Origin of the sequence: Acetobacter sp. (assembly GCF_022483985.1) — a bacterium.
Lineage (GTDB): Bacteria > Pseudomonadota > Alphaproteobacteria > Acetobacterales > Acetobacteraceae > Acetobacter.
This window is the reverse complement of record NZ_JAKVME010000001.1, coordinates 341,006-354,649: the sequence shown is the minus strand read 5'-3', so window position 1 is coordinate 354,649 and position 13,644 is coordinate 341,006. Positions and strand designations below refer to the sequence as shown.

Annotated in this window: 14 protein-coding genes and 1 tRNA gene; 11 read left to right on the top strand and 4 right to left on the bottom strand. The window is 57.0% G+C overall.

Going from position 1 to position 13,644, the window contains the following annotated elements; all coding sequences use genetic code 11:
- Window positions 1-46 precede the first annotated feature (46 nt).
- The 5 genes from infA (at window position 47) to LKE90_RS01575 (ending at window position 2,328) form a co-directional block, all read left to right on the top strand.
- On the top strand, window positions 47-265 hold the full coding sequence (gene infA / locus LKE90_RS01595; protein WP_010667149.1) for a translation initiation factor IF-1: 219 nt from the start codon (window positions 47-49) through the stop codon (window positions 263-265).
- A gap of 16 nt (window positions 266-281) precedes the next feature.
- The gene (locus LKE90_RS01590; RefSeq protein ID WP_291491265.1) at window positions 282-920 is read left to right on the top strand and encodes a Maf family protein; all 639 of its coding nucleotides are present in this window, start codon (window positions 282-284) and stop codon (window positions 918-920) included.
- Window positions 908-2,014, top strand: a complete 1,107-nt coding sequence (locus tag LKE90_RS01585) for a ribonuclease E/G (RefSeq protein ID WP_291491087.1) — start codon at window positions 908-910, stop codon at window positions 2,012-2,014. Before LKE90_RS01590 ends, LKE90_RS01585 begins: the two co-directional genes overlap by 13 nt.
- Entirely contained in the window at window positions 2,007-2,192 is a 186-nt protein-coding gene (locus LKE90_RS01580; protein ID WP_291491085.1) for a DNA gyrase inhibitor YacG, read from the top strand. Before LKE90_RS01585 ends, LKE90_RS01580 begins: the two co-directional genes overlap by 8 nt.
- Window positions 2,193-2,252: 60 nt before the next feature.
- Window positions 2,253-2,328 (top strand) — tRNA-Phe (locus tag LKE90_RS01575).
- Window positions 2,329-2,429: 101 nt separating this feature from the next.
- On the opposite strand, the gene LKE90_RS01570 is transcribed toward LKE90_RS01575, so the two are convergent.
- Together LKE90_RS01570 and moaC are read right to left on the bottom strand one after the other, a co-directional pair.
- On the bottom strand, window positions 2,430-3,428 hold the full coding sequence (locus LKE90_RS01570) for a hypothetical protein (RefSeq protein ID WP_291491084.1): 999 nt from the start codon (window positions 3,426-3,428) through the stop codon (window positions 2,430-2,432).
- Window positions 3,429-3,596: 168 nt separating this feature from the next.
- Window positions 3,597-4,097 carry a cyclic pyranopterin monophosphate synthase MoaC gene (gene moaC / locus LKE90_RS01565; protein ID WP_291491083.1) on the bottom strand — a complete coding sequence of 167 codons (501 nt, stop codon included), beginning with the start codon at window positions 4,095-4,097 and terminating at the stop codon, window positions 3,597-3,599.
- Window positions 4,098-4,352: 255 nt separating this feature from the next.
- Here moaC and LKE90_RS01560 point away from each other — a divergent pair, with 255 nt between their 5' ends.
- The 3 genes from LKE90_RS01560 to petA are packed head-to-tail and all read left to right on the top strand — an operon-like array spanning window position 4,353 to window position 7,013.
- Window positions 4,353-5,594 (top strand): cytochrome b, encoded by a 1,242-nt coding sequence (locus LKE90_RS01560; protein ID WP_291491082.1) that lies wholly within the window; start codon window positions 4,353-4,355, stop codon window positions 5,592-5,594.
- Window positions 5,594-6,370 carry a cytochrome c1 gene (locus LKE90_RS01555; protein WP_407066036.1) on the top strand — a complete coding sequence of 259 codons (777 nt, stop codon included), beginning with the start codon at window positions 5,594-5,596 and terminating at the stop codon, window positions 6,368-6,370. Before LKE90_RS01560 ends, LKE90_RS01555 begins: the two co-directional genes overlap by 1 nt.
- Before the next feature lie 16 nt (window positions 6,371-6,386).
- The gene (gene petA, locus LKE90_RS01550; RefSeq protein ID WP_291491080.1) at window positions 6,387-7,013 is read left to right on the top strand and encodes a ubiquinol-cytochrome c reductase iron-sulfur subunit; all 627 of its coding nucleotides are present in this window, start codon (window positions 6,387-6,389) and stop codon (window positions 7,011-7,013) included.
- A gap of 200 nt (window positions 7,014-7,213) precedes the next feature.
- On the opposite strand, the gene LKE90_RS01545 is transcribed toward petA, so the two are convergent.
- Window positions 7,214-7,786 (bottom strand): hypothetical protein, encoded by a 573-nt coding sequence (locus tag LKE90_RS01545; RefSeq protein ID WP_291491079.1) that lies wholly within the window; start codon window positions 7,784-7,786, stop codon window positions 7,214-7,216.
- A 123-nt stretch (window positions 7,787-7,909) separates the two neighbouring features.
- Entirely contained in the window at window positions 7,910-9,418 is a 1,509-nt protein-coding gene (locus LKE90_RS01540; protein ID WP_291491077.1) for an MDR family MFS transporter, read from the bottom strand.
- A gap of 301 nt (window positions 9,419-9,719) precedes the next feature.
- Here LKE90_RS01540 and LKE90_RS01535 point away from each other — a divergent pair, with 301 nt between their 5' ends.
- From LKE90_RS01535 to LKE90_RS01525, 3 genes are read left to right on the top strand one after another with little or no spacing between them, the layout of a single operon-like run.
- A complete protein-coding gene (locus tag LKE90_RS01535; RefSeq protein WP_291491076.1) occupies window positions 9,720-10,181 on the top strand; it encodes a (2Fe-2S)-binding protein in 462 nt (153 codons plus the stop codon).
- Window positions 10,178-12,334: a xanthine dehydrogenase family protein molybdopterin-binding subunit gene (locus tag LKE90_RS01530; protein ID WP_291491075.1), complete on the top strand. Its 2,157-nt coding sequence runs from the start codon at window positions 10,178-10,180 to the stop codon at window positions 12,332-12,334. The genes LKE90_RS01535 and LKE90_RS01530 overlap by 4 nt, the downstream gene beginning before the upstream one ends.
- Complete coding sequence (locus LKE90_RS01525; protein WP_291491074.1) at window positions 12,331-13,575, top strand: cytochrome c; 1,245 nt, start codon at window positions 12,331-12,333, stop codon at window positions 13,573-13,575. Before LKE90_RS01530 ends, LKE90_RS01525 begins: the two co-directional genes overlap by 4 nt.
- The last annotated feature ends 69 nt before the right edge of the window (window positions 13,576-13,644 follow it).

The window sequence follows — 13,644 nt, the reverse complement described above, 5'->3', positions numbered from 1 at the left end:
GTTCACTACAGGGAAGCCGACAACCATATGAAGAGTGGAAATAACGATGTCTAAAGAGGACATGATCGAGTTCAGCGGAACCGTAACGGAGCTGCTGCCTAACGCCATGTTCCGCGTCAAGCTCGACAACGAGCACATGATTCTGGCCCACACGAGCGGAAAGATGCGCAAGAACCGCATCCGCGTGCTGGCTGGTGACCGTGTGAGCGTAGAGATGACGCCTTATGACCTGTCCAAGGGTCGCATCACATTCCGCTTCAAGTAAGACCGTAGTGCCGGGATTGTCTGAAAACCCGGTTGGCGGACGGGGTGACGCCGCTTCACAGCGGCCCCACCTGATCCTTGCCTCGGCCTCTCCCCGCCGTCTGACTCTTCTGGAGCAGATCGGCCTGAAGCCGGATCGCATCGATGTTCCCGACATTGATGAAACGCCCCAAAAAGATGAACTGCCGCGCGTCTATGCCCAGCGTCTGGCGCAGGAAAAGGCCGCGACTGTCGCCACCCGCACGGCTGACCCGGCGCTGATTCTGGCTGCCGACACGGTTGTTGCGCTTGGCCGTCGCATTCTCCCGAAAGCTGAAGACCGCAAGACCGCCGAATCCTGCCTGCGTCTTCTCTCCGGCCGTCGCCACATCGTTCTGACAGCCGTCGCCATTCAGCCCAGCGCTGCATGGACAGACGGGCGGGCCGGTCTGCGTGTGGTGGAAACGGGAGTGGTATTCTCCCGCCTGACTGAAGCACAGATTCAGGGTCTGCTTGATGGTGGCGACTGGGAAGGCAAGGCCGGGGGCTATGCGCTTCAGGGGCAGGCAGCCTCCTGTATCCGCTTCGTCTCAGGAAGTCCGTCCGCCGTCATCGGCCTACCGCTTTTTGAAACCGCCCAGCTTCTCCGAGGCCAGAAAGGCCAGTGGCTGCCGTGAAAGGCACGCTACGCCTCGCCTGCTCGCCGGGTGAGGCCCGGATCGCCGTTTTCGAGAACGGCACACTTCAGGATTACGGAATCTGGACACCAGGTCATTCAGACCATCTCAGCTCTGTCTTCCTTGGACGTGTCACAGCCCTTGCTCCCGCGCTGGGAGGAGTCTTCGTTCATATCGGTCTCGGCGAAGCCGGCTTCATGCCCGTGCGGGACAATGATCCCGCCCTGCACGAGGGCGATGCCGTCTCCGTACAGCTTATCCGCTGCGGCATGGGTGGCAAAGGTCCACGCCTGAAGCGGGTGGAGCTGTCTGCTCCTGCTACAGAGATCGGTTTGATACAGCAGGGCCCCTCCCCGCTGGAAGATATGGCGCAGCGATGGGCTGGTGACATTCTGGTCGATCATCCGACTTTCGCCGCCCGTGTGCCGTCGTCTCTCCGGGATCGTGTCCGGCTTGTGCAGCAGGCATGGACCGATGACATCCATGATGCCGTTGACGACCTACTGGCATCGGAGATTCCTCTGCCGGGTGGAATGCGCGCCAGCATTACACCCACACCCGCGCTTGTCGCCATCGACATGGATACGGCTTCCGCCTCCGGGATGGCAGGACTGAAACAGACCACCCAGTTTGCCCTGAACCGGGACACCTTCCCTGCTCTGGTGCGGCAGATCTGCCTGCGTAATCTTTCCGGCGCGATCCTGATTGACCCGGCCGGTCTCTCGACCCGCAAGAGGCAGGCGCTTCGTGACCCCATGGAAGAGGCGCTGAAAGCCGACCCTCTGAAGGCACGCTGCCTCGGCATTACGGCGCTTGGATTGATCGAGATTGTCCGGACCAGAATTCGGCCGCCACTGCATGAGCTGACGTCCAGCCCGCATGGCCGGGCCATGTCCGCCCTCCGGGACATTGTGGCTTCCTGCGCGGACCAGCCGCTTTCACGACCGATTCTGGAAGCGGGTGTGGGACTTGTGGAAGCTCTCGCCACCGATACTCTGGCTGTTCAGGACGTTACGACGTGGTGCGGTCATCCTCTGACCATTCGCAGCACTCCCAATCTTCCCACTCTTTCATGGAGCACTGTCCGTGGCTGAGCCCGTTCCCTGCCCGATCTGCAAGAAGCCTTCGACACCGGAGTTTCGTCCATTCTGCTCCCGTCGGTGCGCCGACATTGATCTCGGTCGGTGGTTGTCCGAGGATTATCGCGTTCCGGCAGAACCCGCCCCCGAGGATGGAAAAATTTCTGACACAGAAGATGACCTCCCCGCTTGATCTTCATGGCAAGGCGGGTTAAACGCTCCCCACACCAGCAGGGAACGCCGCTGGCCTGGTGCCCAAGTAGCTCAGTTGGTAGAGCATGCGACTGAAAATCGCAGTGTCACTGGTTCGATCCCGGTCTTGGGCACCATTTAAACAAAATTCTTAATAATTTTGTTTCGAGATTATTCCTTACATCCCGAATAGCAAATAAGCATATGCTCAGTGCAATGCTTCAAATCCTTATCGACCTCATGCTTTCAAAGAGACGCCGGAAGTATTGTCGGCATCTGATGTAATGCCGCTTTTCTTCTCTTTTTCAGCATTTCCGAACAGCACATCTACAATTTGCTCCTCGACCGAAAGATGGTCGTTCACATTGGCTTCCGACAGGGCTTTCTCTGTAACGTTGGCAATGTTGCGGGCAGACTGTGTCGTGTCCTTTGAATTGTCAGTCTGCTCGGCAGACTCTGTTACCTGCCCTGTTTTCGTTTCTGTCGCAGAGGTGATGACAATTCTCGTACGATCTGCGGCAGCGGTATCCACATAATCTGGGATGACCTGTGCGTTCTCAACCTCTGTTCGCGTCATGCCATAAGTAAAGGATACTTCTTTCGATGCCGCTGTACCGGTATTACTCGCTGCAACTGCGGAGCCACTTGTTTCCGAAAGTGTGTAATCCACAATTTCGAAATTATCGGGATTTCGAATTCCCTGAATTACACTATACAACTGCTTTTCAGTGGCAGTAGCGTTTTCAGGCAGGGATGTGGCATCGGCCATCTGCACAGCGCTCTGAATGAACGATGAATTGCCCGTTGCCGCATAAAAGGCTTTTTCCAGAGCTTCGACCTGCGGCGCTTTTGCCACCACGTCTGGTTGGCTGCCGTAACGCGCCAAGGTGGAATACCATGCCACATCCGCAAAAGCGTCTATCTTGGCCGCGTCTGTTGCGGTGCTGCTATTGATGGTCTCAGCGGCAGAACTGAACAGCTTCCCCAGAAGACTGATCGAATTCGTGTGAGAAAGCAGATTCTCCTCGTCAGTTTCCTGCAAAGACGTGTCGTTACCCACCGCACTGATTGTCTGACTTTCCGCAACACCTGATGAAGATGACACCAAGCTATTGGTCTTGACGCCTAAACCCTGACTTAACCCAAACTGGAGAATATTAAATGCAGTGAGCGCAGAAATTCTATCAGACATGGTCTTTTTTCCATTTCCTAGTTTTCCAGAAAAAAGAATACTCATGCGTAGATTAATGACTTCTAAATTATTCAATTATGTGAAGACGATACGATTTACTCTCCATTTTTGGAGAAATACTGATGTCATTTAGACACCGCTCTCGGAATGCCAATGGCGTCATGAAGCTGTTGCACATCGGATATTATGCCTTGTTCTGCCTGAGTTCTCCGATCACCCTCCGGGCAACAGCGTTCCAAAATCCCGCTTTCCACCGACCTTGCCCAGCAGACCGACACTATGAATCACCATGTCGTGGCTTAACGCCTTGCACATGTCATAAATGGTCAGAGCCGTGATCGACGCACCTGTCAGCGCCTCCATCTCCACACCTGTCTGCCCCACACAGGCGACGCGGCAATCAATGACAGCGTCCTGATCCTCAATGGTGATATCGATCTTACATCCACTGATGGACAGGGGGTGACACATCGGAATCAGGGTGGAGGTCGCCTTGACGCCCATGATTCCGGCAATCTGCGCGACCGTCAGGACAGCGCCTTTTTTCGTCATGAAGCCGGATTCACGTAAAGTCGCAATCACACTTTCCGGGAACCTCAGACGTGCCTGAGCATGAGCCTCCCTTTTGGTGACGGCCTTATCACTCACTTCCACCATCCGCGGCTGTTCGCCGGTTTCATCGACGTGAGAAAGGAGAGGTGAGGTCTCGGTCATGAAACTCCGGATCCCTTGTAAAGGCTGGATAGAGCCAAGAGATTCGTCTGAACCACATCGGCGAAATCGGTTTGGTGCATGTGTCTTTAGGCGTTCCGGGGAAATGTAGCCAGCGGACAATGACAAGACCGTTTCAGGAGCGTGCCGAAAGTCTCCGCGTCCAATCCAAGGATATGTCTTTTCTGTAATGGCATGCTATTCCTGAGGTAATGTGTCACCACAAGCAGGCCTGAACGTGAATTCTGGATTTCCGTCATGAAAACACCCGAAAATACGGGCGATCCCTCTGCGAATACGCCACCAGCGACCGGCCTCGCAGGCTGGATCGATCAGCGTCTTCCAGTCATCTCCGCGTTTCGCGCCGAATATGTTGATTTTCGCCTTCCCCGCAACCTGAACTGGCTGTGGAACTTCGGCGCCATCCTGACCGTCGTGCTGGTGCTGATGCTGGCGACCGGCATCTTCCTCGCCATGAACTATACGGCGACGGATGCGGGGGCTTTCCTGTCGGTCGAGGCGATCGACCGGCAACTGTCAGGCGGCTGGCTCCTGCGGGCCATGCATATGACAGGCGCAAACCTGTTTCTGGCGGCGCTCTACATCCACCTTTTCCGTGGTCTGTATTACGGCTCCTACAAGGCCCCCCGCGAAATCCTCTGGCTGACCGGCCTCATCCTGCTGGTTATGGTCATGGCGACCGCCTTTGCGGGCTACATGCTGCCGTGGGGCCAGATGTCCTACTGGGGCGCTGATGTCATCACCAAAGCCGTCGGTGCGGTCCCTGTAATCGGTGGTGCGCTTGAGCACATCATGACCGGCAGCGACCATCTGGGCGACGTGTTCCTGCATCGTTTCTTTGTGCTGCACTTTCTGATGGCGTTTCTGGTTGTCGCCGTTGTCGGGCTGCATGTGACGGTCGTGCATATCAGCGGTTCCAACAACCCGCTTGGCATCGAACCGAAGACCAAGAAAGACACGTTGACCTTTCATCCATACTACACCACCAAGGATCTGGTCGGTCTGATCATCTTCTCCCTGATCTTCACGGCGCTGATGTTCTTCTGGCCCAACCTTCTGGCTGAACCGGCGAACTATGCGCCCGCCGACCCGATGCACACACCCGCCGACATTGAGCCGGAATGGTATTTCCTGCCGTTCTACGGACTTCTTCAGTCGGTTCCGTCCAAGTTCGGCGGCCTGCTCGCCGCTGCCGGGTCGATTGCCGTGCTGTTCTTCCTGCCCTGGCTGGACCGCTCCCCCATCCGTTCGGCGCGGTTCCGGCCGCTGTGCCGCGTGGGTCTGCTCGGCCTTGTCGTGGCGTTCGTGCTGCTGGCCGTCGCGGGCAAGCATCATGCGGAAGGCGTGTGGATGATCGTCGCCCGTCTGGCTGGTCTCTATTACTTCGGCTACTTCCTCGTACTGCTGCCGCTGGCCGCCCGCATGGAAAAGACGCGTCCCCTGCCCTCATCCATTGCCGCCGCAGAGGGAGACGCATGATGAAAAACACACGTTTCCTTGCGCTCGCGGCGGCTGCTTTTCTTTCCGCTCCCCTGACCACACTCGCGGCAGTTCCAGAGCCGCTGGTTCCTCCGCATCAGAAATGGAATTTCGAGGGACCATTCGGGCAGTTTGACCAGAAAGCCCTGCAACGCGGCTTCATGGTCTATGACCGGATCTGCTCCACATGCCACGGCATGAAGGCGCTGACCTACAATGACCTTAGCGGCATCGGGATGAGCGAGCAGGCCATCCTTGATCTGGCCCATTCCAAGATGATTGCCGGGCCACCCGATGTGTCCGGTCAGCCGACGTCCCGCCCCGGTCGTCCTGACGATCATTTCCGCTCGCCTTTCCCGAGTGACGAAGCTGCAGCAGCCATGATGGGAGGCGTCGCGCCGCCGGATCAGTCGCGTCTGGCCGTGATCCAGCCGCACGGTGCGGACTGGCTTTACGCCTTTCTGACCGGCTACAGGATGCCACCACCAGCGGATGCCCCTGTCGTGCCGGGTAAATTCTACAATGACTGGGTGGATGGGCATCTGATTGGCATGCCGCCTCCGCTGATGAACGGCATGATCCAGTATCCGGACGGCACGCCCGCGACGGTCGAGCAGCAGGCGCGCGACGTGACCAGTTTTCTGGTCTGGGCCGCCGATCCGCATCGCAACGCCCGTCACCGGACGGGGCTATGGGTAGTGCTTTATCTTATCGGGCTTCTTGTTCTGGCGATCGCATGGAAGAAGAAGACATGGAAACGCGTGAAGTCGCAGTAAACGGGACGTGCAATCAATGACCGATCATTCTGACACCACGGAAAGCACGGAACCCGGCCGCCGGGGCTTCCTCGGCATGGTGACGACAGCGGGTGTGGCGGCTGGCGCCTGCGCCTGCGCTGTTCCCTTCGTGCAGAGCCTTGCGCCTCAGGACAGCGCCTCCGCGCATCTGCCTGTAGACGTGGACATTTCCAAACTCGCGCCCGGTCAGCAGATGACTGCCGTGTGGCAGGGCAAGCCGGTGTTCATCCTGCGTCGCACACCGGAAGACCTTAAGCAGCTTCAGGACGCCGCGCTGGTGGCTGACCTCCGCGACCCGGACTCCTCCGTGGTCCAGCAGCCCTCATACGCCAAGAACTGGCACCGCTCGCTCGTGCCGGAATATGGCGTGTATGTCGGCGTCTGCACGCATCTGGGTTGCGTGCCGGTGTACGAAGCCACCACGGGAGGCGACAGCAAGGGCCGCTATAACTGCCCGTGTCATGGCTCGAAGTTCGATCTGGCCGGACGGGTGCGTAAAGGGGTTCCGGCTCCTTACAACCTGCCGGTCCCGCCGCATGTGCTGGTCAGTCCGACCCAGATTCGATTGGGGGAAAGCCCCAAGGGGGAGAGTTTCGATTTTTCGAGTATTGTGCAGATTTGATGGAAAGCCCCGTTAATAGCGGGGCTTTTTTTAAAGTGAAGTAATCATACCGTCTATAAATATGGCTGTTATCGCCCTCATCAAAGACACCCAGAAGATCAAAACTGCTTCCTAAACCAAGTCACTCACTCATTTAATGAGACCTCGACCCAACTGACTTCATTTTGAAATATGAATGCTGATGGAAGAGGAAATATCCATCAGAAAATACCGCGACTCTGTTCAACTTCTATTTCAGCACCCTGGCACCAAGTCGTAATCATCCAGTGCGCTTGAAAAAGATGATCCAGATCAATTTCAATATCCTCGAATGGCTGACCATTTCTCTTATTTGGATAGCGGAAGCGATCTGCGAAAGGATCGAAAGATTGCACCTCGGCTATCATAATCTGCACGCATCGAGTGAGATCGTTATCGTCGCAGTATCCAAGGATCGCACGTTCCCGGAGCAATTGGATAAACAGTTTGTTCAGGTCGTGGCCGAACCCACCTTTTACGTCGCCGACCATATATGCAATGGCTGATTTGATATGGAGTTCTACACTTTGCCGCCAGAGCATCAGAAGAGGCCTATCGAGAACACTCCTAGACCTGTCGAGTTGAGCACGATCCCACATTTCCTCAAATCCGCGCTCAAAGCTGTAGGCGAGAAACTCCCAAGAACCTGTCATCGGATTGCCAGAGTTCGGTCTGAGGAATGACCGAAGTTCTGGCTGCAAGTCCATACACTTCTCGGCTAATAAATCGCGGCGTTCAAATGACACTGCCTTCATATCCTATAAAATTCTCAGTCGACTACATGTCTGGCTCGATTGATATACGCGAGTAAGTAAAAGAATAGAGCGATCTATTACCAGAGCACATCAAGCTTTATGACAGAAACCATATCAACAACATTACCTCTTCCTCCCCTGCCGGATCACCAACCCCAAAATCATCAGAAACGCCAGAAACATAAAGCTGCTGCTGACACTGAGACTAGCGCTGATCGCTCCCTTGTAGGCCTCCGTCACTTCCGTATGCACGTCCGGCGAAACAGACTTGATCGCCGCCATTCCTTTTTCCAGAAAAGCCGCGATATCGATTTTTTCTGGCAAATCACTCAGGTTTTTCTGCAAGGTCAGCGCCGTGACGCCGCCTGAAAGCGCCACGCCGAGCGAACCACCTAGCGAGCGGATAAAGGACATCATGGCCGTCGCAATACCGAGCCTGCTGCCGGGCACGGAGTTCTGGATGAGGACCGTCGCATTCGGCATGCCGATACCCATGCCGATCCCCAAAGCGCCCAGACTCAGCAGAAAGAACAGGGGCGACGCACCATGATGAGCGCACAGAGCAATCAGGCTGAGGCCGGCAAATTCAATCCCCACGCCAATGACCAGCAACAGTTCATAGCGCTGGGTCTTTGACGAGACATAGCCTCCCAAAACCGAACTGATCATCATGGTGCCGACCTGTGGCAACATCATCAGACCGGAGACTTCGGGCGTCTCACCAAGGACGAGCTGGTAATACAGCGGCAGGAAAATCATTGAACCCATCATGGCGAACGACATGATGCCGGTAGCCGCGACGCACACGGAGAAATCCAGAATTCGTAATAGGTCGAGACTGACCAGAGGTTCTGGCGCGCGCATTTCCTGTCGAACGAACAGCACCAGAAAAACGGCGCTGCAACCGAAAAGCAGGCCCGCCAGAGGCGAGGTCCATGCGAACGTTGTGCCGATGGAATTGAACAGCAGCAGAAAACCCGTCGTGGCGACGCTCAGCAGAACCGCTCCGAGATAATCAATCCGGGGTTTTCCACCTGCGCGACCGGCAGGCAGCCCCAGCATGATCAGCGTGAAGGCGAGCAGGCCGACAGGCAGATTGACGAGAAACACCCATCGCCATGAGAGTGTGCTTGTCAGCACGCCGCCCAGAAACGGTCCTGTGACACTGCTGACGGCAAAGGCTCCCGTGAACAGCCCCTGATACCGTCCCCGTTGCTGTGGCGGCACGATATCGCCGACGACCGTCTGTGACAGCGTCATCAGACCGCCAGCGCCAATTCCCTGAAGCCCACGGAACAACACCAGTTGCCACATGCTCTGGGCCACGCCGCACAGGAGCGAGGCAAACAGGAAAGCGCCGATGCTGAAAGCAAGGAGCGGCCTGCGTCCGAACATGTCCGACAGCCTGCCATACATGGGGGTGGCGATGGTGGAAGTCAGCATGAACGCCGTGACGATCCACGAGATATGCGCCAGCCCACCCAGATCGCTCACGATGGTCGGCAGTGCTGTCGAGACGATGCTCTGGTCCAGCGCCGCCATGATCATGGTGAGGATCAGGCCCGTAAAAACAAGGGTCCGTGTCACAGGACGGCTTGTCGCTGAAGCCTCCGTATTTGAGGTGGACTGCACGAAATCTTCCCGAAAGATCAAAATCAGGCGGCAGATTTACACAGAACTGCCGGGGAGAACAGGACAGGCAAAATCAGACCACCCTTCTCTTTCCGACTATTTTCTATCTGGAACAGAAACACTCATCTCATCGCCAACAGTCTCTTTTCCGTGAATATATCCGGAGAGAAACAGTACAGATTCAAAATACACCCATCTATATTTCAATATATACAGACAAATATTTTTTTAATTATGCAGCCAGAATAATCCTGAGCTGTTATAATGAAACGATGCAGCCACAACACTCAAGAGGACTCACATGCAGACATTGCGCGTGAATGGGCAGACACATTCGATCAATGTCGATCCCGATACGCCTCTGCTGTGGGTGCTGCGCGACATATTGGGACTGAACGGCACGAAATTCGGCTGCGGCATCGCCCAGTGCGGCGTCTGCACAGTGCATCTCGACGGCCATCCTGTTCGCGCCTGTAGCCTTCCTGTGGGCACGATTGGCGAGCAGTCCGTCACGACTATCGAAGGCGTGGATAATGCTGATCCTATCGTGCATGCGGTCACAAAAGCCTGGACTGACCTTGATGTCGTGCAGTGCGGTTACTGCCAGCCCGGACAGGTGATGGCGGCAATCGGGTTGCTGAAAGCCGTTCCCAATCCGACAGATGAACAGATCGACAGCGCCATGTCCGGCAACATGTGCCGGTGCGGCACCTACATGCGCATCCGCAAGGCGATTCATCTGGCAGCGGGAGAAACAGCATGACCCGCCCTCTCCTCACCACCCGCCGCGCCGCGCTTTTTGGTGGTGGCGGATTGCTGCTGGCGACACTCTGGCCATCCACCTCCCCGCGCGCGTCCACCGGTATGCTGGTCGAAAACGCCACAGCGCCTTTTGCGCCCAACGCCTATATCCGCATTACGCCGGACAACAGCATCACGCTGATCCTGCCCAATATCGAAATGGGGCAAGGTATCTACACATCATCCGTCATGCTGATCGCCGAGGAACTCGGGGTCGATCTGGCGCAGATCGGGATCGAGGCCGCACCTCCCGGCAGCGCCGAGATCACAGGTGGCTCCACGTCGATCATGACCGAATGGAAGCCTCTGCGCGAAGCGGGAGCCGCCGCAAGAACCGTTCTGATTCAGGCTGCCGCCGACCGGTGGAAAGTAGAGACAGCAAGCTGTAGCGCTGCATCGGGGGTTGTCACACACACGGCGTCCGGCCGGACATTCACGTTTGGCGAACTGGCGACGGATGCCGCAAAGCTTCCTCTTCCCAAAGCCCCTGCGCTCAAGGCCGCAGCCGATTACAGACTGATCGGCAAGCCCCAGCACCGTATCGACAGCGCCATCAAAGTGCGGGGCACCGCCGCTTTCGGGATTGATATGCAGATCCCCAACCAGAAGGTCGGAACAGTAGCCGCAAGCCCGGTCATAGGCAGCACGCTGCTCCATCTGGATCGTGACGCCGCCATGGCCGTGCGTGGTGTTGTGGCGGTTCTGGTCAATGACGCCAAGGATGCCATCTGTGTTGTCGGCGAACATTACTGGGTGGCCCACAAGGGGTTACAGGCCCTGCGTCCTGTGTGGAGTGAGAACGACAATGCCCGCGTCAGCACGCAGACAATCTATGATCAGTTGCATGACGGCCTGAAGGGACCGGCGATCATCCCGGACCCGAAAGGAGACGCCGATGCTGTCATTGCAAAATCCCATTCCACATACAGCGCTGTTTACCAGCAGCCCATGCTGGCTCATGCCACCATGGAGCCGATCAATTGCACGGCCCATGTCCGTCCCGACGGCTGTGATGTCTGGGTTGGCACGCAGGTCGCTGATCGGGCGCAGGAAACGGCGGCAGACGTCACTGGTCTGCCCAAGGAAAAGGTCTTCATTCACAGTCAGTATATTGGCGGCGGGTTTGGACGACGGCTGGAGCATGAATACATCACGCAATGTGTGCAGTTTGCGAAACAGACCAGCTATCCGCTGAAAATTGTCTGGAGTCGTGAGGAGGACATCACACGCGACCGCTACCGGCCCGCCTATGTTGACGAGGTCACGGCAGGTCTGGATGAAAAGGGTCACGTCACGGCGATGAAACATCGCATTGTCGGCCCGGCCGTTGTCGCCCGCTGGGATCCGCCGGAACTGACAAAAGATGGATATGACGAGGATCTTTCCGTCGCCACTCTGGTCACACCCTACAGCTACGGCGCCTACAGGCTGGAATTCGCAAGACGGGAGGCGCCGGGCGTCATCACCGCGTGGTGGCGGGGGGTCGGCGGCACGCGCGGCCTGTTTGTCGTGGAAAATTTCATTGACGAACTTGCGGTAAAAGCTGGCGCTGATCCGGTCGCCTATCGCAGGGAACTGGCGAAAGACAATGCCCGCGCCATTGCTGTTCTGGACAGGGTCGTCAGGGAGGCAGGCTGGAGTGACCCTGCGCCCAACGGTCGGGCGCGTGGCGTCGTGCTCCAGTTTGCCTTCGGCTCCTACATGGCCACCATTGCGGAAATCGAGATGCCGACATCCGGGACTGTCATCATTCATCGCGTTACGGCGGTGGTGGATTGCGGACAGGTCGTCAATCCGGATCAGGTGATTTCCCAGATTGAAGGCGGCCTGATCTTTGGTTTCAGCGCGGCCCTCTACAATGAGATTACTCTGGAAAATGGTCGCGTGCAGGAAAACAACTTCAATACATGGCGTGTAATGCGCATGAACGAAGCGCCCCGTCGCATTGACGTCCATCTGATCGCCAGCACGGAAGATCCCGGTGGCATCGGCGAGGTTGGAACAGCGGCGGCGGCTCCGGCGCTGGCCAATGCGATGGCTGCGGCGCAGGGACGCCGTTATCGGACACTCCCCCTGCTTTCCAGCAGGAATCAGGCAAAGGAGACAGCACAATGAGCCGCAACCCTGTCTCACATTCCTGTTTCGCGCTTACTCTGCTGGCGGCAACCAGCCTGTTCTCGACTGCGCATGCGGCCACAGCTTCCTCACTTGAACGGGGCGAATATCTTGCACGCGCAGCCGACTGTGAAGCCTGCCATACCGCACCCGGAGGCGCGCCGTTCGCTGGTGGCCGCGCTTTCAATGTGCCGGGGATCGGGGTTATCTATTCCCCGAACATCACGCCGGACCCGGTTCATGGAATTGGCCGATGGACAGATGATGAATTCGTAAAATCGGTGCGTGACGGGGTCTCTCCGGGCTGGAAGCATCTCTATCCCGCCATGCCTTATCCGGCCTATTCCCGGATGAGCGCGGACGAGGTCAGGGATCTCCGCACCTGGCTTGCTACAATCCCCGCCTCCCCCAACACCGTTCCAGCCAATCAGGTAAAATTCCCGTTCTCCATCCGGGCCCTGATGATCGGCTGGAACATGCTCAATGGTCCGGCCTCGGCCTATCCTGATGATCCGAGGAAATCTCCCGAATGGAACAGGGGACGCTATCTGGTCGAAGGTCCCGGACACTGCGCTGACTGCCATTCACCGCGCACAATGACGTTCGGTCTTTCAAAAGAGCAGGCTTTTTCTGGCAATGTCGTCAATGGCCAACGCGCCTACAACATAACCTCCGACAAAAACAGCGGTCTCGGCGCATGGACCGATCAGGCTCTTGCTGACTATCTGTCTACCGGCCATGCCGATGGTCATGGCACGGCGTCAGGCGATATGGCCGAAGTGATCAGCTACAGCCTGCGCCATCTGAAACCGGCTGATATTCACGCCATGATCGTCTATCTGCGTGATGTAAAACCTCTGACATCGGCTGATGGCGCAGCGGCTGCACGTCAGCCTCTTCCCGGCGATAGCACCCTTCCCCAGCAGACAAACGGAGCGCGTCTGTTCGCATCAGCCTGTAGCGGCTGCCATCTTCCCGACGGCAGCGGCCGCCAGTCGGTTTTCGCCGATATCGCCGGAGCCCGCAGCCTCAGCGCGGACAACGGCCGCAACCTGCTCCATGTCATCATGAATGGCTCGCTCCTGATGACGGAAGACGGGAAGCAGACCATGCCCGGTTTCTCTGGCGGCAATTACAGCCAGAAAGACCTGAATGACATCGCAGCTTTTGTCATGACGCATTTTACGGAAGGAAAGCCCTCGGAACACGCCTTCAGCGACTTTACGAAAAAAGCAGACTGATACGGTCGGCCCTATGGCATGATCTTTATGCGGGCTCTGCCCACGCCCGCAAGAGACCACAGGCCCCTT

What these genes read in the sequence shown, in the direction of transcription:
- infA (WP_010667149.1), top strand. Translation starts at nt 47, where the DNA reads ATGTCTAAAGAGGACATGATCGAGTTCAGCGGAACCGTAACGGAGCTG.
- petA (WP_291491080.1), top strand. Translation starts at nt 6,387, where the DNA reads ATGACCGATCATTCTGACACCACGGAAAGCACGGAACCCGGCCGCCGG.
- LKE90_RS01570 (WP_291491084.1), bottom strand. Translation starts at nt 3,428, where the DNA reads ATGAGTATTCTTTTTTCTGGAAAACTAGGAAATGGAAAAAAGACCATG.
- LKE90_RS01525 (WP_291491074.1), top strand. Translation starts at nt 12,331, where the DNA reads ATGAGCCGCAACCCTGTCTCACATTCCTGTTTCGCGCTTACTCTGCTG.
- LKE90_RS01530 (WP_291491075.1), top strand. Translation starts at nt 10,178, where the DNA reads ATGACCCGCCCTCTCCTCACCACCCGCCGCGCCGCGCTTTTTGGTGGT.
- LKE90_RS01535 (WP_291491076.1), top strand. Translation starts at nt 9,720, where the DNA reads ATGCAGACATTGCGCGTGAATGGGCAGACACATTCGATCAATGTCGAT.
- LKE90_RS01555 (WP_407066036.1), top strand. Translation starts at nt 5,594, where the DNA reads ATGAAAAACACACGTTTCCTTGCGCTCGCGGCGGCTGCTTTTCTTTCC.
- moaC (WP_291491083.1), bottom strand. Translation starts at nt 4,097, where the DNA reads ATGACCGAGACCTCACCTCTCCTTTCTCACGTCGATGAAACCGGCGAA.
- LKE90_RS01560 (WP_291491082.1), top strand. Translation starts at nt 4,353, where the DNA reads ATGAAAACACCCGAAAATACGGGCGATCCCTCTGCGAATACGCCACCA.
- LKE90_RS01545 (WP_291491079.1), bottom strand. Translation starts at nt 7,786, where the DNA reads ATGAAGGCAGTGTCATTTGAACGCCGCGATTTATTAGCCGAGAAGTGT.